This is a genomic window from Paracholeplasma manati (assembly GCF_025742995.1).
In the GTDB taxonomy this organism is placed as follows: Bacteria; Bacillota_I; Bacilli_A; order Acholeplasmatales; family UBA5453; genus Paracholeplasma; species Paracholeplasma manati.
The window spans coordinates 1-19,817 of the sequence record NZ_JAOVQM010000011.1 but is presented as its reverse complement, the minus strand read 5'-3'; the positions used below and the strand labels follow the sequence as shown (position 1 = coordinate 19,817).

Below are 19,817 nucleotides of genomic sequence, written 5' to 3'. Positions count from 1 at the left end.
CCAATAAATTTCAATTTCATTATACTACTTAAAATACTAGATTACAAATCTGGTTTTTAGGTGTGCACAAAAATAGATATAAAAAATAATCTGGTTATTCTTGACTTCCTTTATCTAATTTTTTGTGCACTAAATGGCTTGTTGTAAGTAATATTCGATGATGGTTTGAGTTCCTGAATCTTGATAAGATACAGCTAACCAAGCATACACTTTTTTGGCCTGTGTTAGGTTGGGTAATGGGGTTACCATTGAATCAAAAGCCAGTGTTAAATCCTTAAGAAAATGTTTGATGTAAAAACCAGGTTGATAATCCCCTGAAATCATCTTTGGTCCATTGTTGATGGCTTGCCACGAAGCAGCTGAACCAGCCCCAATGACTTGCAACATAGCGTTAGGATCTAATCCATGGTCTTTTGCGAAAGTAATGGCTTCTGCAACCCCCATTAAATTCGAAGCGATACAAATTTGATTCGCTAATTTTGCGTATTGACCTGAACCAGCTAAACCCATATAAGTGATTCTCGATGTCATGGTTTCTAAGAGCGGTTTTACGGATAAGTAGATAGCTTCATCACCACCAACCATCATCGATAAAGTGCCATTTTTCGCACCGATGTCACCACCGGTAACAGGGGCATCCAAGACCGCAAAATGGTGTTCTGATCCAATGCTAGCCAATCTTTTCGCAAGCACTGGAGACGAGGTGGTCATATCGATGAAGATGGTCTTTGGTTTGGCGTATTTAAATGCTTCTAATAAGACCGCTTCAACTTCACTAGGATAACCGACAATGGTAAAAACCACCGCTTTATCCTTTACAAGTTCTTCAATCGAATAGGCTAATTTAAACTCCGACTGTAAAGGTAGAATCTTTTCAATGGTACGATTATAAATCGTAATGTCGTGTCCAGATTTTTTTAAATGTCTGACCATCGGTAAACCCATAATGCCAATGCCAATAAATCCAATATTCATGTGTCATAACCCCTTTATTTTATAGATTTTTTTAAAGATACATACCCATTTGATGCCTAATATGATATACTCATATTAAGATTATAATAGAAGGACAGAGGTTAAATCAATGAGAGAAATCAAACAGATTGAATGTAGTCAATGTAAAAACAAGTATTATGATGATCAAGACACGTGTCCATTTTGTGGTCATACCACGAGAAGAGTTCATGTGGAATCCAATGATTCAGATGATTTCTACAAAGATGAACCCAAACAAACCCAAAACTCATCTAGTAAATCCAGCTTAACCGATCAAGACATCATCATCTTGGTTGTGTTGGCTATTTTCTTTTGGCCAGCGGCACTCATCTTCTTATTCGTCAAACTCAAAAAGTAGGTGAAAGATATGAAAATATTCATCCAACCCCGTATTTTAGAAGCTACGTACATCGAGCAGTTAAAAGCACGATTTCCGATGATTCAATTCGTGGACATGGTTGATCCAAGCATTGAGGTAGCGATTGTGTATCCTCATTTTTTAAACAAGGACAATTTATCGGTTTTACCCAAATTGAAATGGGCCCAATCGTTAATGGTTGGCTACAACCAAGTCGATCAAACGAGTTTAAAACAAAGAAACATTATGTTCACGAATGCGAAAGATGTCTACGCCATTACGATTGCAGAAGACATCATTACGAAAATACTGGTTATCAATCGTAATGTAAAAAAATACATCCATCAAATGGATGAAGGTGTTTGGAAACCACACCGATTTGAACCTGAAATTTATGGCTCAACCATCGGATTTTTAGGCTCAGGATCGCTCGCGAACGCAGCTGCGATTCGCTTAAAATCATTCGGAGCGAAAATGATCACTTACCGTAAATCCGATTTTCCTAATCCTGTATTTGATGAAACCTATACAGGTGAGGATGGCTTAAAACAGCTTTTACAACAAAGCGATTATGTGGTCATCACATTACCACTCAATGAATATACCCAAAAGTTAATGAATCGCGAAAAATTCTCATGGATGAAGAAAGATGCAGTACTCATCAATGTTGGTCGTGGTGAAGTGGTGGATCAAGACGCTTTAATTGAAGCTTTACAACAAGGCAAACTACGAGGAGCAGGCCTCGATGTCATGACCCCTGAACCACTACCAAAAGAATCACCACTCTGGTATATGGATCATGTGTATATTACCCCACACAACGCCCCATCGAGTCCTTATATGATGTCACGATTATATGATTTATTAGAGGACAACATCGCTCGTTACTTATCACAAAAACCCCTTAAAAATATCGTTACATTTTAGGAGTCCTTATGGAAGAGTATCTTCAAATTTTATCGGTGGATCAAAAGCTGGTCATCGACGAGCTGTTAGCTCACGTTGAAAAACGAACAAAATTGAAACCAGTCATCATGTTTTCTTTGCCGGCATTTAAACTCACGGTCGATGTGATGTTGGCTTTTGACATCACACCCACCTATTTGGGTTTATACACCACCGATCAAGAAAGCATTCTTAAAGCGAAATCGCGTTTGAATAACGCCATTTTTGGTGTTTCCTCGATCAAAGTGGATAGAACCAGTCGTGAAGCCATTGAAGTCATCAAAGACATCTGCGATGAAGTGATTATGAAATACATGGTGTTTAACCCACAAGCACTTTTCGAAGCTTTAGACGATAAAAATGAAAAATATTCGGATGCAGCCTACTTGAAATTGGTTGAAATATTAGAAGAAAATGAAATCCCTCAAATCGATTATTATTTTTTACTTAGACACCCAAAAAGGAACTATATTTCTTATGGGATTGGACTATTATTACACAGTTTAAAATACGACCATAATCATAACTATGATGGGTATCTCATCGAATATTTTGAACTTTTACAGCTGCCCTATTTCACAACACTCATCGAAGTCATCAGTGGGTTTCAGTGGTGGATTTCTGAAAAACCCTATTTGAAACAAACCATTAAGAACCATCTAAAAACCCTAGATATCAGCTATTTTAAGGATTCACAACAAGAAAAAATCAAAGTTGAAATTGAAAAAATCCTTCAACTTTAAAGGACCCCTATGAAAACCATCGAAATTAAACAAATAGATAATTACGGCTACGGCATCCTCGAAATGGACCAAAGAACCTATCGTATCCCCAATGTATTGTTGGGTGAAAAGGTTCAAGTCGATATGACAACCAAAGGTTTTGAAGTCATTAAAAGACTATCCGACAGCCCAAAAAGAGCTTTAGTCCGCTGCCCCAAATATGATACCTGTGGTGGGTGCCAGTTGATGCATATGAATTATGCTGACCAACTCGAACTCAAAAAACAACAAATCATCGAACAATGTGAAAAATATCAATTAGAAGCCACTGTTTTGGACCCAATCGGATCCAATGAACCCTATAACTACCGAAACAAGATCCAAATGACTTTCAAAGAACACAAAGGCAAGATTGTTGCGGGATTGTATGAAGAAAATACGCATAAAGTCGTTAATATTTCTGACTGTGATATCCAAGATAAAGTAGCGAATCAAATCATCAATACCATCAAAGCGTTGATGAAAAAACATAAGATACCAGCTTACGATGAAGATAAAAGAACTGGGATCATTCGCCATGTTTTGGTCAAAAGAAGCCTTCAAACCAAACAAATATTGGTGGTTATTGTCACCCCATCCAATATCTTTCCAGGCCGTAATAACTTGGTTAAAGATTTGAATTTGGCTCATCCTGATATCACCTCAATTGTCCATAATATCAATGAACGAAAAACATCGATTGTGTTAGGGGATGAATCCAAAATCATCACAGGCAAAGGGTATATTGAAGATATCCTCATGGGCAAACGCTTCTTGATTGGTCCAAAAACATTCTATCAAGTCAATGCCCATCAAACCGAAGTCCTTTATGGCGAAGTTTTAAAGAAACTACAACCGAAGAAAACCGATGTGATTTTAGATGCTTATGCAGGCATTGGTACCATCGGTCTGATGTTATCTGACCATGTATCCAAAGTATTATCGGTTGAAATCAATAAAGATTCTGTCAGAAGTGCTGTAAAAAACGCTGAACTCAATGGCATTAAAAACGTGGAATTTGTCGCGGCGGATGCGAAAGACTATATCTTAGCCTTGGTAGAACAAAAAGCCAAACTAGACGCGATTGTGGTTGACCCACCTAGGGCTGGTTTGGATTTAGAATTTGTTAAAGCGATTCAAGTTTTAAGACCAAAGAAGGTTGTCTATGTCTCCTGTGACCCAGAAACCTTGGTTCGAGACTTAAAACAATTATCGAGAACGTATATGATTGGACCGATTCAACCAGTGGATATGTTTTCTCAAACGTATCATATTGAAAACTGTGTTTTGTTAACGCTGAAAAATTAAACAAATAATCTCGTGGGTGCATGATGAATAAAAGAAGATATCCAAAAATACTTTTCATTATCGGTTTCATAGCAAATATCATTTTTCACTTTTTTTGGCTATTTATGCCTTCAATGATATTCCTCATTATTGGTATTTTTAGTAGACCATTCACTTATCTAGGGTTAGGGTTATTTGGATTGGATTTTGTACTAAGTTTTATTGAACAGTATAGAATTCGTCGCAGTTTTCTAGAAACCAGTGATCATCCTGATTTTCAAGCATTTCAACAAGCTTTATCGAATGAAGGCAATTGGTTAAAAAATCTTCATGATCTTATGAATCAGAGCGTTCAATCCGATGAAACCGGAACTGAGGATGAAAATGAATCAAAACCTGAAGTTGAAAAGGAAACCATTTAAATCCATCTAAAAACAATTACAGAATTTATAAATGAAAGGTGATAAGTATGCCAAATCATGTCAATTATGAAACATTTATCCATACTTTAAGTGACTTACAAATCGGATGTTTACAACACCTTAAAACGCTCATAACAGAAGAATTTCCAGAGGTCAAATGGACACTTTTGTCCAATCAACCTTACTTTTATTTAGAACAATTTGAACACATCAATCTACACCGTAGACCTTCAATTGTAATGGCATTTTATCAAGACCATGTCAACATTTTTACCATGAGTAATCTCAATCATAAGGCTAATTTATCAATGTACACATTCACTTCGAAAAACACACTACAAATCTTTTATGATCAAGTAATCGAAGAACAACCGCTAAAAATACTGTTTAAGGATGCCTTAACAGGTGTTTAAAATTTTAATAGGTATCTATGTTTATTTTGACTTAGAAACCTTCGTGGGAAACTTTAAGATGTAATCATGTTTATCTGTGGGGATGAATAGGAGGACTTCAATGAAAAAACTGTTTTTAGTTTTAGTTGTCTTAATGACATCCCTTGTTTTAGTTGCTTGTGAAAAATCACCAACGACTAATCCACCATCAGATATAGAAGAACCTGTAGTCATCAGACAAATCAATACACCAGAAACATTGGTCGGTTTTTTATTCGATTTATTTGTTCAAGGAAACGATGCGTATATTTTGGACAAAAACATCGACATCACCGTGGATTATTTGATCATTAATCACTTGTATCAGATCAATGATGACCTCGTTAATATTGAGTTTCGCCCCTACAAAGAACAGTTCATTGTTCATGATGATAGCTATAAGCACAAGTATAAATCTGAATATATAGGTTACTCGACCATTCCAATGGATTATTATTATATTGAACAACAACTGAGTGAAATATACGCAATCAAGTCAGAATTAAAGAAATATTTTTCATTGACTATAGACCATGATAGATACAACACCAATCATGAACTTGAGAGTACAACAAGAACCTATGATATTAACCAGTATTATCAACACTTCAACCTAAACGAATACAATGTACTCAATCAAGCAAAGATTGCTTCCATCATACAAGACTTTTTCATCAACCTTGTCACATCTGCATTCATCGGTGAATTTGGTGCCATGAGTGAAGGTAACTATGATTACGATTTACTTCACAACGTCGAAATCCATCAAACGGATGCTGAAGTAGAATTCTCATTTGAGGGTATCGATTTGGCTGGATTGAGTTATGGAACAAATTCAGGCATGGCGGTTTATACCACGGTTTCAGGTAGACTCAATGTTGTCAACCTTGAAATGACATTCGATGTGCACTGGCAAGTTTATAAAGAAGAACAACTTTGGAATGAATCCAAGTATGTATTCACTTTGAAACAAAATACCCAACCGATTTTATTCACCTCGACGAAAACCTATATTGAGAGCATTGATGTTCGATATAGATAAATGTAATACCTGCATGATGGATTATCAAGGAGTCATATGGCATCTTTACAAGTCATCGGTCGTGGCAAAATCGCTACGATTTATACCGATGGAACCTATGCGTTTAAAACCTATCCCGAATCATTTCCGACCGCTTGGATTCATTATGAATATCAAACCCATCAAGCGGTTTTTGAGCATACCGATTTACCGCTTATTCGATACAAATACCTGGATGGACAAAGACAAATTCAAATGGATTATATCCAAGGGAAAACGTTAGCTGACCGGATGCGTAAGGATAAATATAAACAAGGATTAGAGGATTTTGTTCAACTACAAATTCTAATCTTTAAGCATTCAGTACCCACATTGAATGATGCTTTTAAGGTATTCGAATCACAGATTAAACAGGCACATTTAAACCCAGAGCTTCAGGAAAAAGCCCTTCAAAGCTTGAACAAAATCGAATTCAAACAACAATTGTGTCATTTGGATTTTCACTTAGAAAATATCCTCTTTGATGGCCAAAAATACATCATCATCGATTGGGTGAATGCGAAACAAGGCAATCCAGTGATGGATATTGCGAGATCCTATATCATCTTTAAACAATACGCTCAACGAATGGCCAATAAATACCTAAGACTCATATGCAATGCCATGTCTATAGAAGAAGCCGATGTATACAAGGCGATACCGCTGATGGCTTTCCTACGATTACTCGAAAATGATACAGACCCATTTAGACATACCTTAGAATCTTATATTTTGGAGGAGAATCATGCCTAACGACGTTGCGCACTATGTATCTTCATTCCCAAACTCGATTCAAGAACGTTATCAACAGTTGGTAGCCTTGCTAGAATCGAAAGACATCCACATTGAGCCCTATTTATGGGCAGGTGTACCTACATTTCAAACCAGTAATCGTTATGTGCGATTCATCTTGTTTAAAGACCACATCAATATCAACACCTCTTTAGGGATATCGGTATTGGAATTAAAACCACCTTATAAAGTCACACCCAAAGGGATGGTTCAATTATTCTTAGATGACCCAATGGATGAAGCATTCTTTAAACTACTGTTTTGTAACGTCTTTTTTATCGAGGAACATAAGAAATGTTTGTAACTCTACTTGCAGTTTTATTTGCAATATTTTCATTAATTGTGGTTGTTTTTCAATGGTTGTTATTTTTAAAGAAACCATGGGGTGAATATACCATGGGTGGAATCCATCCTGGGGTTTTACCAAAACCCTATCGTATCGCAGCACTGATACAGTCTTTTTTGATTACATTTAACATCATTGTCGTATTAAACCATGCCGGTCTATTTCATTTTCTATCTGAATCATTTACCAATGGTTGGCTATGGGTAATTATGATTATGATGGGTTTATCCACAGTGATGAATTTAGTGACCAAAAGTCATAAGGAACGCAACTTATGGGCACCCATCGCTTTCATTGTTTTAGTTTGTAGCATACTGATTTATAGTTTATAGGAGGCCTTCATGAAACCAAATTGTGATATCAAAATGCCTCAAAAACTCAAAGAAAAACGGATTGGAATCATTGATAACTTTACCATCAAATACCACGATAAGACCAATACGGTTTGGTCCAAAGGTAAGATGGTCAATGACCAACCCGATGGTTATTGGGAATGGTACCGTACAGATGGTACCATCAAGCGATCAGGCTATTTTTCAAATGGTCAAATGGTGGGTGAATGGATCACCTATGATTCACAAGGTAAACCCTATAAAATCACTCAAAAAAAGCAAAATAGTGACAATAATTCTAAATAGCGAATGCGTTTTAAATAATTAGGTTTATAATGAACGTAATAAGATGTACACGAGAAGGTGAATATCATGAACAGACCATGGATGCCTTATGCATGGATAACAGGTGTTGGTTTTATTTTGGTCGTTGTCAGTTGGCTGATTTATGTAGGCGTATACTTAGGTATTGAAGGCATGTATTATCCCAATGACCCACAAGATTTTCCAGCAGATTCATTAAGATTGGTGAGTGCATTGGTCTTATTGGTAATCTATATCGGTACATCACTGATGTATGATAATCACTTGATCAAAGCCATCTGTATGGTTCCTGTGGTTTCAATGATGGTCATCGCACTGTATTTGTCTTTTTATGGACGTCCTTGGACTGGTTATTTTTGGATCATTGTTTTCGCTTTTCACGCCATCATTTTTATTAGACGTCTTAAAATGCCAAATTATACATATTACGCTTTAATCTACGCGATTGTACTAGCCATCGCTTATAGTATGTAGGGGGTTTACATGGCTAAATTGATTGTTTTTACAGGTGGTCTCGCAACCCTTAAAACCACTTTATCCAAACAAATATCCAAAGACTTGGGTATTTTATGTTTAAATAAAGACGATCTTAAAGCGGTGCTTGTTGACCACATCGGTTTTCAAAATCGAGAAGAAAACAAAAAGCTTTCGGTCGCAACCGTTCAAGCCATGATCGAAATATCCCACCAAGCGAAACTCGCTGGTCAAAACATCATCATCGAAGCCAATTTTAAAGCCCATGAACTGAAAGATATTTTGAATAAATCGGGGTTTTCAAAACAAGAAATCATTACGATATTTTTATATGGAAATCCAAAGGTATTGTATGACCGCTATGTTCAAAGACAACATACGCGTCACATCGCCCATACATCCACAGGGTTGTTATCCTACGAAACATTCGAAGCTTCTTTAAAAGAACATCGTTTGGAAGATGCATTAGGAAAAATCATTAACTATGATACGACGATCTTTAATCCAGGAGATTACGCCGTATTAAAAAACAAAATAGAATCCTTATTGAATCAACCTAATGGAGGTTCACATGCCTTATAGATATACCGATGATGTGGTTAAATTATATATTCCAGTCTCAGTCATTAAAGACTATCATGACCATCCAGAACCTTATGGGGATCGAATGGTTACCCTCATTAATGGGATGTATACCGATGTTTATGAAGATGAACAAGGTATTTTTACACTGACCAATGACCTTGATCTGGTCGAATATATTAAATCGATAGGAGGTGTACATGCGCGCAAGAGGTGATTATTAATTCAATGCAGTGTTATTAGCGATTTTATCGGTGGTTGTGGTTTTTGTTGGGATTTTCTATGATATTAATTTTGGATTACCAATAAGCGGACCGATGGCAGGGTTCAGCATTGGCGGTTTCATGTTTCTGGTTTCAATATGGAATTATTATGTATACAAATCGGATAAAAACCGTGAAAGCAGAAAAGATGCGAGAATTGAAGCTTTAGAAGAAGAAATTAGAAGACTTAAGAATAGATAAACCCAAATGATGGGTTTTTTTCTTTTGCAACCAAGCGTTGCGTGACAATTCGTATGAAGGCTTATACAATATAGGTGTGGGAGGTAAAGAAACCATGATAGATACCATGAAAGTCGGACTTAAAATTGCCCAATATCGAAAAGACTTACAACTGACTCAAGACGATCTGGCCAATCGATTGAACATCACACGTCAAGCCTTATCTAAATGGGAAAATGGGACCAGTTTACCTTCAATCGAACTCTTAACCGATTTATGTCAGTTATTTCAAACGAATGTCGAGAATCTCCTTTGTTTGAATGAAACCACCACGATTGAAGACGAACACAATCTATTTAAAAACCACAGTCGACTATATATCATCAACCGAATCATCAAAGGAGAAATCAACGTGAACATACCTGATGTGTTTTACCAGTTTTCACCCTTAGAAAGGATGAAAATCCTAAAAGCAATCAAAGAAGACAAACTGGATTGCAATCTACGAGATCTAGCAGTTCGCTTAACACAAAGCGAACATAAGTATTTATTCAATACCATTAAAAGAGGAGGCATTATCTAATGATTTTAAAGAAAATCCAAGTGGATGGACAAGACATCCATGTCCAACTATCCAAAGAAGATGCGCGAAAAGCGTATTTGAATCAAGAACCCTTAGTATTTACCGATGAAGCAGAAAAAGCCGAATTCATGGCGTCATTTGAATCACACAAAGATGAACCAAAACACGAAGAACCCAAAAGTCGAAATAAACTGCATAAATTGGTTCAAATGTTACCATTTATGGATGAAGAAACCATCCATGAACTCGTTCAAAAGATTTTAGCCGATGAACAAGGTTTATTGGGCATAGATATCGCTGTGATGTTGCCTTTCTTAGAAGAAGAAGACATCAAAGCCTTGTTTAAAAAAGCCATGCAAGGGGGACACCCAAAACTCAATCCGATGGTGATTGCTCCATTTGTCGATGAAGATGACTTATCATTTGTTGTCGATGAATACATCGCTGGGAACCTGTCAGAATCCCAATTGGATGCACTTTACCCATTCTTAAATGAGGATGACTTGAAGCGATTATTCAAACACATCATCAACGAAGCATAAACTTAAAGACAAAATACCTACCCAGTTGTAGGTATTTTTTTTGTTTTTGTTGAAAACTTTGTGATAGAATATTATTGATATCAGATTTTGATATCAGATTTTGAGGTGATGTTCATGGATCAACGGTTTATGAAAAAATTATATTTAGGGTTTCTCAATGTGCATATTTTATATCACGCATCCAAAGAGCCTATTTATGGTGTATGGATGATTGAAGAACTCAATCACCATGGGTACCATGTGGGACCCTCACATATTTATCCAATGCTTAGAGACTTAACCAAAGAGCATTTATTAACCATGACAGAAAAATTAGAGCATGGCAAAATTCGAAAATATTACACCATTACATCATTGGGATTAGAAGTATTAAAAGAATTAAAACAACGGGCGAGAGAATTGTCTAAAGAGGTATTTTATGAAAACCGAGAATCGTAAAAAACAAGCGTTACTGTTTTTGTTACTGATCGGCATCATCGCGATGTTATCAGACTTCACTCATGAAGGTGCGAGAAGCATCTATGGGCCTTATTTGGCTTTATTAGGCGCATCAGCGCTGGTCGTATCTTTCGTATCAGGTTTGGGTGAATTCATTGGTCAAGCCTTAAGAATAGTGACGGGGATCATCGCCGATCGAACCAAGAAATATTGGACAATGATGATTTTAGGTTATTCAATCAATTTGTTGGTGATTCCATTATTGATGTTTGTTACCCAAGAGGTTTGGTTCATCGCGATCATTTTGATTTTATTAGAACGTGTGGGTAAAGGTATTCGAGCCCCCGCTAAGAGTGCACTCACTTCTTTTACAACCCAAGACATTGGGGTTGGTAAAGCGTTCGCTCTCCAAGAGGCGATGGATCAATTGGGGGCGTTTTTAGGACCTTTGTTTGTTTTTACAGTGTTGGGTTTGAATGCTGGTTCTGACTTAAATGGGTATCAAATGGCTTTTGGGTTACTCGGTATCTTCGCGATATTAACCATTGTCATCATTATCGTTGCACGATTTAAATACCCAAACCCAGATCAAATGGAAGTTAAGAAAGTTTCTAAAGGGTTTAAAAGTAACCCCTACTTTTATTTGTATTTGGTCGCTGTGATGTTCATCGCGATTGGATTCATTGATTATCCAATTTTGGCATTTCATTTGAACAAAACCGCACAAATTCAACCTATTTATATTCCATTACTTTATTCTTTAGCGATGGGTATTGACGCGATTGCTGCGGTGTTCTTCGGGTATTACTTTGATAAAAAAGGCATCATCTCGTTGATGATTTCAGTCATTTTTGGTAGTTTAATCGCACCTGTATTCTTTTTAGTAGATGGTGTTTTAGGCATCGTAATTGGTATCGTTTTATGGGGTATCGCGATGGGTGCCCAAGAATCGGTACTAAAAGCCGTCATCGCGAGTTTGGTATCCAAAGACAAACGCGCGACAGCCTATGGGATATTTTATACCGTATTTGGATTGGCTTGGTTTTTAGGGTCACTCATGATTGGGTATCTCTATGATGTCAATCTATTGTTATTGGTGATTTTTTCCAGTACATTTGAAGTTTTAGCATTCATTACTTTGATGATTTATCAACAGAAAGGTGGGAATACGCATGCAACCAGTTAAGTGGAGCACATTTTTAAAAGATGTTTTAATTTGTTCTTTAGGTGCTTATGGTGGACCTGAAGCCCATTATGGGGTTTTTACCGATCAAATGGTGATCAAAAAGCAATATCTATCAGAAGATGAACTGGTAGAACTCATCGCTTTAACCGGTATTTTACCTGGCCCAAGCAGTACACAAACCATCGTCTCCATTGGATACAAAATGGGTGGACCAGTGTTGGCTTTATTGACGATGCTGGTTTGGGGATTGCCTGCTATTTTATTCATGACTGGGTTATCTTTTATGTACCAGTTTTTATCTGAAAATCGTGTGGATGCGTCGGGTTTAAGGTTTATTGGTCCGATGGCGGTAGGTTTTATTGTCGTAGCTTCCTATCGAATCGGTAAAAAAGTCATTAAAAACAAACTCACGTTGTTATTATTTTTACTAGCGATGGTGATCACATATTTCTTTAGAAATGCGTGGGTATTCCCATTGGTTTTAGTCCTTGGTGGCATCACCACGACATTAGCATCTAAAGAAAAAGATTTGTGGCATCATGTGAAGATTAACCCACCCTATCGCTATTTAATCACGTTTGCCGTGATTGCGATTGGGTCTGTATTGCTCAATATGGTTTTAGATAATCGTATCTTATATATATTCCAAAGTTTCTATCGTTATGGCTATTTGGTCATCGGTGGTGGTCAAGTGGTCATCCCTTACATGTTTAATGATTTGGTTGAGGGATATCGCTACATGACAGCAGATCAATTTTTAACTGGATTTGGCATTGTTCAAGGGATTCCTGGACCGATGTTTTCATTCAGTGCGTATGCGGGTGGGATGGCTTCTAGAGATTTAGGGCCAGTCGTTCAAATATTATCTGGACTAGCCGCTGGTGTTGGGATTTTCTTACCAGGTATCTTACTCATTTTCTTTGTTTATCCTGTTTGGTCCAAAATCCGTACCATCAAAGGCATTCGATTAGCCCTCTCTGGTATCACAGCCGTCGCTGGCGGTCTCATCGCGATTGCAGCATTCATTTTGATGCAATCGTCTGGGTTTAGTATTGAAAATATCGTTGTATTGATTTTAACGGTTGTTTTGTTGTTAACGAGAAAAGTACCTGCACCTTTGATTGTTTTTGCAGCAATTTTAGCTGGGTTTTTGATATAAGCATCTACCCCCGCGAAAATCTAGTTATGAATTATAATTAAATTAAAAGGATGTGAAATACATGCAAAAAGTCACAGAAACCCGAAAAAACGAATTATTAAGCATACTCAAACAACGATTTTTAAAAAATGCCCACAGACACCCAAATAAACCATGGGAAGTGGTCGAAAAAGCACTCTTAGAAAACAGTTCAGCTTTATCGAGTATCGATCAAATGGAGTTATCCGGTGGAGAACCCGATGTGGTGGTATTTGACCCATCCAGTTCAGACATTGTTTTTGTCGATTGTTCCAAAGAATCACCTACTGGACGTAGAAGCCTTTGTTACGACCAAGCAGCACTGGATGCGAGAAAAGAGTTTAAACCCGCTGATTCTGCCTTAAACATGGCGAAAAACATGGGTATCGAGGTTTTGAATGAAACCCAATATGCTTTTTTACAAACCTTAGAGGATTTTGATACGAAAACATCCTCATGGTTACTAACACCAAAAGCCATCCGTGATTTGGATGGGGCTTTATTTGGTGATAAACGCTATAAACACACCTTCTTTTACCACAATGGGGTCCAATCCTATTATAAAGACCGTGGGTTTAGAGGATGCATTGTTTTGTAAAAAGTATGTAAAACGAACGTGTTAAGAAAGTCATTTTAAGTCTGTTCCGTTATAATATAGATAGACATCAATATAAAGGGGAATGAATACATGATTGACGTACTATTTGTTTGTATCCACAATTCGGCACGAAGTCAAATGGCAGAAGCCTATTTAAATGCCTATGGCAAAGGGTTATTTAGAGCTGAAAGTGCTGGCTTAGAACCAGGAAAGCTCAACCCAAATGTTGTAAAAGCCATGGCATTAGATGGCATTGACATTTCTAAAAACTTGACCAAATCCACCTTTGATATGTTGAAAAAGGGGACTAGATATACCTTCGTTGTCACGGTATGTGACGAAGCATCCGGTCAACGTTGTCCATATTTTCCAGGGTCATTAAAAACATTCCATTGGAACATTGAAGACCCATCGGCATTAAAAGGCGATTTTGATACGATCTTACCAGAATTATTACGTATTCGTGATGAAGTTAAAAATCGTGTGAAACAATTCATCATTGAATTTGAAGCATATGCACAATCCAGAAAATAAAAAGTTCACTGCGGTGAACTTTTTTTCTTAGGATAGCGCAAACCAAATTAATAACCCTACTAAACCAATGAAGAGAATTAAAGTGACATAAAACTTGAAATCAGATACATGAAAATGACGTTTTTTGTCTTGTTGAGATGGTTTTTTTACGAATGTTGCTTGAGCTGCTTGACGATTTAAATCGGGTCCTTGACCTAAACTTCCATTGGGTTGCATAAAAATACCTCCATTAAATCTATTGTCTATATTTTAACATCTGCAATTAAGATAAACAATAATTATTGATAAAATTGTCACAACACTGTCACACAAATCGTAAAGACAAAAAGCGTTGTTTTTGGTATAATACCCATGAAAGAGAAGTGACTCATTTGAAACAAACCTTATGTTGGTCTGGTGCCGACTTAAATTTAATCGAAAATCAACAAAAAATACATGAAACCATCCAATCGGGACACTTGGTGATTTTTCCGACCGAAACGGTTTATGGGATTGGCGCGAATGCCTTAGACCCGCAAGCATCCAAACGCATTTATCAAGCCAAAGGGAGACCATCTGACAACCCTTTAATTGTACATATATCAAACAAAGAAGATGTGTATCAATATGTCCGTTTTGTGAGTGAAACAGCAGAAACTTTAATGGCTGCTTTTTGGCCAGGTCCATTGACCTTAATCTTTGAAAAGAATGAACGAATTCCATTAGAAACCACAGGTGGATTATCGACAGTAGCGATTCGTTTACCCAGTAATCCAATCGCAAGACAAGTGATTGATTTGGCTGGTGTACCCATCGCAGCGCCTTCAGCCAATATTTCTGGTAAACCGAGTTCAACCTTGTTTCAACATGTATTTGACGATTTCAATGGCCGTGTCGATATCATCATTGATGGTGGTCCTTCGGAAATTGGTTTGGAATCTACTGTCATCGATATGACGTCTGAAATCCCAACCATTTTGAGACCTGGGTTCATCACCAAAAAGATGATTGAATCGGCCTTAAATATGCCCATTTATGATTTATCGGATACCAAGCCAACAGGCAATGTTAAATCCCCTGGCATGAAATATACGCATTACAAACCAAAAGGGGATGTCACCATCTTAAAAGGTGATATCGAAGCGATGAGAGATTATGTGCGTTCTCATCATTTAAACCATCCTAATCAAACCTACGCTGTTATATGTGAATCCGAATATGTCACGCTGTTTGATGTGCCAGTCCGTGCATTAGGCTCCGTTCATGATCAAAAAGAAATGGCACATAATTTGTTCGCCGCACTGCGTGACATGGATTTATGGGCTGTTGATTATATTTTCATACATCATTTAAGTACCGATGATTTGGGCTACGCACTGATGAACCGTTTAGAAAAGGCTGCTGGGTATCAAATCATCGAATTATAGGAGGATTGACATGAAGAAGTCCACAAGTTTGATTATGGGGATTTTGGCTATCACCGTTTGGGTAGCGATGATCGTTGTATTGGTATATACCTTTCGCTGGTTATCCACTGCCATTCAAAGCATAGATTCAAGTCCAACAGGTTATGTTGGGATTGTCTTGTTATGGTTTTTTGGATGGATATTTTGGGGTATTTCAGTGGGATACACTGTACTATACGCCATTGGTATACCACATTACTTTTTATATTATTATGACAGACACAAAGCGTCGTATATCTACTTGGTTAAATACTTATCTGCCATTCCACTCGCACTGGTCGGACTTATCGCATTCATCCTGATCAGAAGTTACCTAAGCGATCCTTCATCGATTTCTATCGAGTGGTTTAATATTTCTTTATTAGCGTTGCCACTCATACTCATATTGTTATTCGTCAAAGTACCTAGCCAAAAAACATCCAACAGAGGTATTGGATAAAGATGAGAAAACATGTGGATATCGGCATCATAACCTTGATTCAAACCATTTTGTTAATAATATTAATGTATTCGATGGTTTCGTCCATGTCGAGCTTTTATCAAAGTGAATTAGAAATATATCCCCTTCTTTTCGTATTATTCATTATTTTCTTTCAAGGCATTGCCATCCTTTGGATGATGACAAAAGTTGTCGCAAACGGGTTGTTTTTATGGAAATTATGGAAGCATAAACGACATAATCTGTTACATCATACGTTGACCCAATGGCACATCATCCATTTAAGCTATCTATTGGCATGTAGCTTCATCAGCGTCATGTACCTATCGATTGAACCATTAAGAGCGCTCATGTGTTGGTCTATTTTTGAACATGTACTTTGGATCATGGTGGTTATCAGCATGTTTGTGATGAGTGGATTGATTTATCGAAAGGTACAAGACAAATCCAGTTGACGATATGGTCAGTTAATGGAGTCATTATGAGCAAAAAAACCAGTTTTATGTTGGGTTTATTAAGTGCTTTGTTAACGCTTGTGTTGGTTTTAGCTTGGCTTGGTTTAGTACTGATATTATTTTTTCCCCTGGAGATCTTGATGGGTATAGATGATGTGACCATTTTTGTTTCGGTAATGATTATTCGCCTAATCATCATTGTCGTACTCGTGGTAATGATGATTCCGATGGTCGTTTACGCCATAGCAACCCCTCAATATTTTCTATATTTAGATGAAAGACATAGTCGATTTGTCTTAAAAATGCATAAAATTGTGAATGTGATGCTTTGTGGTTTTTTATTCTTCGCTGTTATGAATTTCCTTAAAGGCATCCTATTCGAAGATAATGCGATCCGATTTGAATTTTGGTTTGTACTGGTTTCATTTGTTTTGATACTGCCTTTAGTGTTATTTACAAAAGTGCCTAAAAAGCTAAAACAGGATTTCAAAGCATTATCATAGGTTTTTTAGTTTCATCGGATTACAATAAAAGCATGGAGGTAATCAAGATGAAATTTCAAAAGAACGTTGGGTCTACCGACAAGTTGATTCGTTATGTATTATCCGCTTTACTCGTCGTCGTAGGCGTATTACTCTTAAACCAAATCTTGTGGTTATCGATCGCACTATTTGTATTCGCTTTGGTGTTAACACTCACAGCGCTATTCAGTTTCTGCGGTTTATACACCCTATTTGGCATCAACACTTGTAAACTAGAAAAGAAGTGAAATTGGCAATCGCCAGTTTCATTTTTCTTTTTTGGGATTATAATAAATGAGAAGGAAGTGTTCTTATGCAAATACTCACAGAATTAGAACTCAAAGATATCTACGATCAATACTTTGAAAAAGGGGATGAACTCGTTTTAAAACAGTTCCCTTCAAAACAAAAGAAACAACATGGGGTTTGTCTATTCATCGTTAAAGTATTAGACCCTGAAAAAGTCTATACAGAAAAAGAAATCAATGAAGTGCTCAAACCTGTGTATGATGACTTTGTGATGATCAGACGTTATTTGGTCGATTTAGGTTTGATCTCTCGAAAACCCGATGGCAGTGCTTATTGGGTGAATGTATGATCATCGTCAATATGCCGATGGCCTTGATTGATGAACAACCTTTAGGTATTTCATTACTAGAAAATAACCCATTTATTCACGCATCGACGCCTGAACTATTTCATCGTGTTTTACCAAAACTGATCGATAAAACCGATTTAGCAATCATCTTAATCGATGAAACGAAACTCGACAGCGTCGTAAAATACGAAGACAAAAACAACAATCAACTATTTTATCCCCATATTTATGGTCCAATCAATCGGGCAGCGATTGTATCCATTCATCCCTTTGTTGTCAAGGATGGCCAGTGGATACCACCTGAAAGGATTGCATCCGATTTTGAATTTTAATGCGTGTTTGATACAATAGCCTTGAGGTGTTAAGATGAAACCAAAAGACTTAAAGCATTTATCGGAAATTCAATATAGAGTCACTCAAGAAAGCGCGACTGAACCGGCATTTCACAATGAATTCTGGGCCAATAAAAAACCAGGACTTTATGTCGATATTGTTGATGGCACGCCGTTATTTACATCACTAGATAAGTTTGATTCCGGGTGTGGTTGGCCAAGTTTTACCAAACCTTTAGACCCAAAACTGGTCGTTGAAAAGAAGGACTACTCACACGGCATGTTTCGTATTGAAATCCGTTCGAGTGAAGCTGATAGCCATTTAGGCCACGTATTTAATGATGGTCCAAGAGCGTTGGGCGGCTTAAGGTATTGTATCAACTCGGCATCGTTACGTTTTATCCCAGTGGATGAACTAGAAGCAGCCGGGTATGGTGAGTATAAAAAACTGTTTGAATAGATTAATCGGTCGATTGACCGATTTTTTTATTTTTAAACTGTTTTATAAATAAGCAATTCACATGAAACCGACCGATAACTCTGTTATAATCACATCATCTAAAGGAGAGATTTTTAATGAAAATTGAAATCTGGTCAGACTTCGCTTGTCCCTTTTGTTACATAGGAAAAAAGCGTTTTGAATCAGCACTTCAACAGTTTAAATACAAAGACAGTGTCGAGGTTATCTATAAGTCCTATCAATTGAATCCGAATGCACCTAAAACGTTGATAGGCTCAGCTTATGAACAATTTTCGAAAAGACATCAACTAACCATCGAACAAGTTAAACAGCGCTTTGGCTTGATATCCGAAAGTGCAAAAACGGTGGGTTTAACCTTTGATTATGACCACATGCAAATGACCAATACTAGGGATGCTCATCGGTTACAAAAATACGCACAAACCATCGGTAAAGGGGTAATCATGACAGAACACTTGATGAAAGCCTATTTTACAGACGGTAAAAACCTTTCGGATACCCAAACACTCTTAGAATTATCAGAAGCGTTGGGTTTGGATGGTCAGACAGTAGAATTGGTCTTATGCAGCAATCAATTTGAGGATGCTGTCAAAGAAGATATTCAAGAAGCTAAAGACATTGGTGTTCAAGGTGTGCCTTTCTTTGTGATCAATCGAGCTTATGGAGTATCTGGAGCTCAAGATTCAGGCTATTTCTTGCAAATGTTGAATCAAATATATCATGAAGAACAAAAACAACAGTTTCATACATCACACGCCCCATTGTGTGAAGGCGATTATTGCGAAAGATAGAACAAGCAGACAACGCTTGTTTTTCGTATACTAAGACTAGGAGACATCTCTTAGTCTTTTATATTTATATGAATGGTAGTAAAATGAAGGCGAAGGCGTAGTTAAAAAATTTGAACCTTGAGTTCGTAAAAACTAGTATACCTA

Annotated in this window: 33 protein-coding genes; 31 read left to right on the top strand and 2 right to left on the bottom strand. The window is 37.1% G+C overall.

What is annotated here, in order from left to right; translation table 11 throughout:
- Positions 1–129: 129 nt before the first annotated feature.
- Entirely contained in the window at positions 130–975 is an 846-nt protein-coding gene (locus N7548_RS08470; RefSeq protein WP_263609042.1) for an NAD(P)-dependent oxidoreductase, read from the bottom strand.
- 109 nt (positions 976–1,084) lie between these two features.
- On the opposite strand from N7548_RS08470, the gene N7548_RS08465 reads away from it, so the two are divergent.
- The 22 genes from N7548_RS08465 (at position 1,085) to N7548_RS08360 (ending at position 14,611) form a co-directional block, all read left to right on the top strand.
- Positions 1,085–1,354: a hypothetical protein gene (locus N7548_RS08465; RefSeq protein ID WP_263609041.1), complete on the top strand. Its 270-nt coding sequence runs from the start codon at positions 1,085–1,087 to the stop codon at positions 1,352–1,354.
- A gap of 9 nt (positions 1,355–1,363) precedes the next feature.
- Complete coding sequence (locus N7548_RS08460; protein ID WP_263609040.1) at positions 1,364–2,281, top strand: D-2-hydroxyacid dehydrogenase; 918 nt, start codon at positions 1,364–1,366, stop codon at positions 2,279–2,281.
- A gap of 8 nt (positions 2,282–2,289) precedes the next feature.
- Positions 2,290–3,042, top strand: coding sequence for a hypothetical protein (locus tag N7548_RS08455; protein WP_263609039.1), 753 nt, complete (start codon positions 2,290–2,292; stop codon positions 3,040–3,042).
- Positions 3,043–3,051: 9 nt separating this feature from the next.
- The gene (gene rlmD, locus N7548_RS08450) at positions 3,052–4,368 is read left to right on the top strand and encodes a 23S rRNA (uracil(1939)-C(5))-methyltransferase RlmD (protein WP_263609038.1); all 1,317 of its coding nucleotides are present in this window, start codon (positions 3,052–3,054) and stop codon (positions 4,366–4,368) included.
- A 23-nt stretch (positions 4,369–4,391) separates the two neighbouring features.
- A complete protein-coding gene (locus tag N7548_RS08445; protein WP_263609037.1) occupies positions 4,392–4,769 on the top strand; it encodes a hypothetical protein in 378 nt (125 codons plus the stop codon).
- A gap of 47 nt (positions 4,770–4,816) precedes the next feature.
- Complete coding sequence (locus N7548_RS08440; protein WP_263609036.1) at positions 4,817–5,182, top strand: hypothetical protein; 366 nt, start codon at positions 4,817–4,819, stop codon at positions 5,180–5,182.
- 100 nt (positions 5,183–5,282) lie between these two features.
- Positions 5,283–6,242 carry a hypothetical protein gene (locus N7548_RS08435; RefSeq protein WP_263609035.1) on the top strand — a complete coding sequence of 320 codons (960 nt, stop codon included), beginning with the start codon at positions 5,283–5,285 and terminating at the stop codon, positions 6,240–6,242.
- Between the two features lie 36 nt (positions 6,243–6,278).
- Positions 6,279–7,013, top strand: a complete 735-nt coding sequence (locus N7548_RS08430; protein WP_263609034.1) for an aminoglycoside phosphotransferase family protein — start codon at positions 6,279–6,281, stop codon at positions 7,011–7,013.
- Positions 7,006–7,356: a hypothetical protein gene (locus N7548_RS08425; protein WP_263609033.1), complete on the top strand. Its 351-nt coding sequence runs from the start codon at positions 7,006–7,008 to the stop codon at positions 7,354–7,356. Before N7548_RS08430 ends, N7548_RS08425 begins: the two co-directional genes overlap by 8 nt.
- A 92-nt stretch (positions 7,357–7,448) precedes the next feature.
- Positions 7,449–7,730, top strand: a complete 282-nt coding sequence (locus tag N7548_RS08420) for a tumor necrosis factor receptor family protein (RefSeq protein ID WP_263609032.1) — start codon at positions 7,449–7,451, stop codon at positions 7,728–7,730.
- Positions 7,731–7,739: 9 nt separating this feature from the next.
- Entirely contained in the window at positions 7,740–8,036 is a 297-nt protein-coding gene (locus N7548_RS08415; RefSeq protein ID WP_263609031.1) for a toxin-antitoxin system YwqK family antitoxin, read from the top strand.
- A gap of 66 nt (positions 8,037–8,102) precedes the next feature.
- Complete coding sequence (locus N7548_RS08410) at positions 8,103–8,528, top strand: hypothetical protein (RefSeq protein ID WP_263609030.1); 426 nt, start codon at positions 8,103–8,105, stop codon at positions 8,526–8,528.
- A gap of 9 nt (positions 8,529–8,537) precedes the next feature.
- Positions 8,538–9,110, top strand: a complete 573-nt coding sequence (locus N7548_RS08405; RefSeq protein WP_263609029.1) for a DEAD/DEAH box helicase family protein — start codon at positions 8,538–8,540, stop codon at positions 9,108–9,110.
- Positions 9,100–9,327, top strand: a complete 228-nt coding sequence (locus tag N7548_RS08400) for a hypothetical protein (RefSeq protein WP_263609028.1) — start codon at positions 9,100–9,102, stop codon at positions 9,325–9,327. Before N7548_RS08405 ends, N7548_RS08400 begins: the two co-directional genes overlap by 11 nt.
- A 16-nt stretch (positions 9,328–9,343) precedes the next feature.
- Positions 9,344–9,574 (top strand): hypothetical protein, encoded by a 231-nt coding sequence (locus N7548_RS08395; protein ID WP_263609027.1) that lies wholly within the window; start codon positions 9,344–9,346, stop codon positions 9,572–9,574.
- 94 nt (positions 9,575–9,668) lie between these two features.
- A complete protein-coding gene (locus tag N7548_RS08390; protein ID WP_263609026.1) occupies positions 9,669–10,136 on the top strand; it encodes a helix-turn-helix transcriptional regulator in 468 nt (155 codons plus the stop codon).
- The gene (locus tag N7548_RS08385) at positions 10,136–10,678 is read left to right on the top strand and encodes a hypothetical protein (protein WP_263609025.1); all 543 of its coding nucleotides are present in this window, start codon (positions 10,136–10,138) and stop codon (positions 10,676–10,678) included. The genes N7548_RS08390 and N7548_RS08385 overlap by 1 nt, the downstream gene beginning before the upstream one ends.
- 114 nt (positions 10,679–10,792) lie before the next feature.
- Positions 10,793–11,116, top strand: coding sequence for a PadR family transcriptional regulator (locus N7548_RS08380; protein ID WP_263609024.1), 324 nt, complete (start codon positions 10,793–10,795; stop codon positions 11,114–11,116).
- Positions 11,097–12,302: an MFS transporter gene (locus N7548_RS08375; protein ID WP_263609023.1), complete on the top strand. Its 1,206-nt coding sequence runs from the start codon at positions 11,097–11,099 to the stop codon at positions 12,300–12,302. Before N7548_RS08380 ends, N7548_RS08375 begins: the two co-directional genes overlap by 20 nt.
- Complete coding sequence (chrA, locus tag N7548_RS08370) at positions 12,289–13,461, top strand: chromate efflux transporter (protein WP_263609022.1); 1,173 nt, start codon at positions 12,289–12,291, stop codon at positions 13,459–13,461. Before N7548_RS08375 ends, chrA begins: the two co-directional genes overlap by 14 nt.
- Positions 13,462–13,522: 61 nt before the next feature.
- Positions 13,523–14,077 carry a DUF4256 domain-containing protein gene (locus tag N7548_RS08365; protein WP_263609021.1) on the top strand — a complete coding sequence of 185 codons (555 nt, stop codon included), beginning with the start codon at positions 13,523–13,525 and terminating at the stop codon, positions 14,075–14,077.
- A 90-nt stretch (positions 14,078–14,167) separates the two neighbouring features.
- Complete coding sequence (locus N7548_RS08360; RefSeq protein ID WP_263609020.1) at positions 14,168–14,611, top strand: arsenate reductase ArsC; 444 nt, start codon at positions 14,168–14,170, stop codon at positions 14,609–14,611.
- Positions 14,612–14,638: 27 nt separating this feature from the next.
- On the opposite strand, the gene N7548_RS08355 is transcribed toward N7548_RS08360, so the two are convergent.
- Positions 14,639–14,827, bottom strand: coding sequence for a hypothetical protein (locus N7548_RS08355; protein ID WP_263609019.1), 189 nt, complete (start codon positions 14,825–14,827; stop codon positions 14,639–14,641).
- A 155-nt stretch (positions 14,828–14,982) separates the two neighbouring features.
- On the opposite strand from N7548_RS08355, the gene N7548_RS08350 reads away from it, so the two are divergent.
- The 9 genes from N7548_RS08350 to N7548_RS08310 all read left to right on the top strand — a co-directional run bounded on the left by N7548_RS08350 (position 14,983) and on the right by N7548_RS08310 (position 19,673).
- Positions 14,983–16,017 carry an L-threonylcarbamoyladenylate synthase gene (locus N7548_RS08350; protein WP_263609018.1) on the top strand — a complete coding sequence of 345 codons (1,035 nt, stop codon included), beginning with the start codon at positions 14,983–14,985 and terminating at the stop codon, positions 16,015–16,017.
- A 10-nt stretch (positions 16,018–16,027) separates the two neighbouring features.
- Positions 16,028–16,495: a hypothetical protein gene (locus N7548_RS08345; RefSeq protein ID WP_263609017.1), complete on the top strand. Its 468-nt coding sequence runs from the start codon at positions 16,028–16,030 to the stop codon at positions 16,493–16,495.
- Positions 16,496–16,497: 2 nt separating this feature from the next.
- Positions 16,498–16,950, top strand: coding sequence for a hypothetical protein (locus tag N7548_RS08340; RefSeq protein WP_263609016.1), 453 nt, complete (start codon positions 16,498–16,500; stop codon positions 16,948–16,950).
- A 26-nt stretch (positions 16,951–16,976) separates the two neighbouring features.
- The gene (locus N7548_RS08335) at positions 16,977–17,453 is read left to right on the top strand and encodes a hypothetical protein (RefSeq protein ID WP_263609015.1); all 477 of its coding nucleotides are present in this window, start codon (positions 16,977–16,979) and stop codon (positions 17,451–17,453) included.
- Positions 17,454–17,500: 47 nt separating this feature from the next.
- On the top strand, positions 17,501–17,719 hold the full coding sequence (locus N7548_RS08330; RefSeq protein ID WP_263609014.1) for a YgaP family membrane protein: 219 nt from the start codon (positions 17,501–17,503) through the stop codon (positions 17,717–17,719).
- 65 nt (positions 17,720–17,784) lie between these two features.
- Entirely contained in the window at positions 17,785–18,069 is a 285-nt protein-coding gene (locus N7548_RS08325; protein WP_263609013.1) for a DUF2087 domain-containing protein, read from the top strand.
- Entirely contained in the window at positions 18,066–18,401 is a 336-nt protein-coding gene (locus N7548_RS08320) for a DUF952 domain-containing protein (RefSeq protein WP_263609012.1), read from the top strand. The genes N7548_RS08325 and N7548_RS08320 overlap by 4 nt, the downstream gene beginning before the upstream one ends.
- Positions 18,402–18,435: 34 nt before the next feature.
- Positions 18,436–18,861, top strand: coding sequence for a peptide-methionine (R)-S-oxide reductase MsrB (gene msrB / locus N7548_RS08315; RefSeq protein ID WP_263609011.1), 426 nt, complete (start codon positions 18,436–18,438; stop codon positions 18,859–18,861).
- A gap of 116 nt (positions 18,862–18,977) precedes the next feature.
- The gene (locus tag N7548_RS08310) at positions 18,978–19,673 is read left to right on the top strand and encodes a DsbA family oxidoreductase (RefSeq protein WP_263609010.1); all 696 of its coding nucleotides are present in this window, start codon (positions 18,978–18,980) and stop codon (positions 19,671–19,673) included.
- The last annotated feature ends 144 nt before the right edge of the window (positions 19,674–19,817 follow it).

Bases quoted from the DNA above. Each gene is read 5' to 3' on its own strand.
- N7548_RS08470 (WP_263609042.1), bottom strand. From the start codon at position 975: ATGAATATTGGATTTATTGGCATTGGCATTATGGGTTTACCGATGGTC.
- N7548_RS08465 (WP_263609041.1), top strand. From the start codon at position 1,085: ATGAGAGAAATCAAACAGATTGAATGTAGTCAATGTAAAAACAAGTAT.
- N7548_RS08460 (WP_263609040.1), top strand. From the start codon at position 1,364: ATGAAAATATTCATCCAACCCCGTATTTTAGAAGCTACGTACATCGAG.
- N7548_RS08455 (WP_263609039.1), top strand. From the start codon at position 2,290: ATGGAAGAGTATCTTCAAATTTTATCGGTGGATCAAAAGCTGGTCATC.
- rlmD (WP_263609038.1), top strand. From the start codon at position 3,052: ATGAAAACCATCGAAATTAAACAAATAGATAATTACGGCTACGGCATC.
- N7548_RS08445 (WP_263609037.1), top strand. From the start codon at position 4,392: ATGAATAAAAGAAGATATCCAAAAATACTTTTCATTATCGGTTTCATA.
- N7548_RS08440 (WP_263609036.1), top strand. From the start codon at position 4,817: ATGCCAAATCATGTCAATTATGAAACATTTATCCATACTTTAAGTGAC.
- N7548_RS08435 (WP_263609035.1), top strand. From the start codon at position 5,283: ATGAAAAAACTGTTTTTAGTTTTAGTTGTCTTAATGACATCCCTTGTT.
- N7548_RS08430 (WP_263609034.1), top strand. From the start codon at position 6,279: ATGGCATCTTTACAAGTCATCGGTCGTGGCAAAATCGCTACGATTTAT.
- N7548_RS08425 (WP_263609033.1), top strand. From the start codon at position 7,006: ATGCCTAACGACGTTGCGCACTATGTATCTTCATTCCCAAACTCGATT.
- N7548_RS08420 (WP_263609032.1), top strand. From the start codon at position 7,449: ATGGGTGGAATCCATCCTGGGGTTTTACCAAAACCCTATCGTATCGCA.
- N7548_RS08415 (WP_263609031.1), top strand. From the start codon at position 7,740: ATGAAACCAAATTGTGATATCAAAATGCCTCAAAAACTCAAAGAAAAA.
- N7548_RS08410 (WP_263609030.1), top strand. From the start codon at position 8,103: ATGAACAGACCATGGATGCCTTATGCATGGATAACAGGTGTTGGTTTT.
- N7548_RS08405 (WP_263609029.1), top strand. From the start codon at position 8,538: ATGGCTAAATTGATTGTTTTTACAGGTGGTCTCGCAACCCTTAAAACC.
- N7548_RS08400 (WP_263609028.1), top strand. From the start codon at position 9,100: ATGCCTTATAGATATACCGATGATGTGGTTAAATTATATATTCCAGTC.
- N7548_RS08390 (WP_263609026.1), top strand. From the start codon at position 9,669: ATGATAGATACCATGAAAGTCGGACTTAAAATTGCCCAATATCGAAAA.
- N7548_RS08385 (WP_263609025.1), top strand. From the start codon at position 10,136: ATGATTTTAAAGAAAATCCAAGTGGATGGACAAGACATCCATGTCCAA.
- N7548_RS08380 (WP_263609024.1), top strand. From the start codon at position 10,793: ATGGATCAACGGTTTATGAAAAAATTATATTTAGGGTTTCTCAATGTG.
- N7548_RS08375 (WP_263609023.1), top strand. From the start codon at position 11,097: ATGAAAACCGAGAATCGTAAAAAACAAGCGTTACTGTTTTTGTTACTG.
- chrA (WP_263609022.1), top strand. From the start codon at position 12,289: ATGCAACCAGTTAAGTGGAGCACATTTTTAAAAGATGTTTTAATTTGT.
- N7548_RS08365 (WP_263609021.1), top strand. From the start codon at position 13,523: ATGCAAAAAGTCACAGAAACCCGAAAAAACGAATTATTAAGCATACTC.
- N7548_RS08360 (WP_263609020.1), top strand. From the start codon at position 14,168: ATGATTGACGTACTATTTGTTTGTATCCACAATTCGGCACGAAGTCAA.
- N7548_RS08355 (WP_263609019.1), bottom strand. From the start codon at position 14,827: ATGCAACCCAATGGAAGTTTAGGTCAAGGACCCGATTTAAATCGTCAA.
- N7548_RS08345 (WP_263609017.1), top strand. From the start codon at position 16,028: ATGAAGAAGTCCACAAGTTTGATTATGGGGATTTTGGCTATCACCGTT.
- N7548_RS08340 (WP_263609016.1), top strand. From the start codon at position 16,498: ATGAGAAAACATGTGGATATCGGCATCATAACCTTGATTCAAACCATT.
- N7548_RS08335 (WP_263609015.1), top strand. From the start codon at position 16,977: ATGAGCAAAAAAACCAGTTTTATGTTGGGTTTATTAAGTGCTTTGTTA.
- N7548_RS08330 (WP_263609014.1), top strand. From the start codon at position 17,501: ATGAAATTTCAAAAGAACGTTGGGTCTACCGACAAGTTGATTCGTTAT.
- N7548_RS08325 (WP_263609013.1), top strand. From the start codon at position 17,785: ATGCAAATACTCACAGAATTAGAACTCAAAGATATCTACGATCAATAC.
- N7548_RS08320 (WP_263609012.1), top strand. From the start codon at position 18,066: ATGATCATCGTCAATATGCCGATGGCCTTGATTGATGAACAACCTTTA.
- msrB (WP_263609011.1), top strand. From the start codon at position 18,436: ATGAAACCAAAAGACTTAAAGCATTTATCGGAAATTCAATATAGAGTC.
- N7548_RS08310 (WP_263609010.1), top strand. From the start codon at position 18,978: ATGAAAATTGAAATCTGGTCAGACTTCGCTTGTCCCTTTTGTTACATA.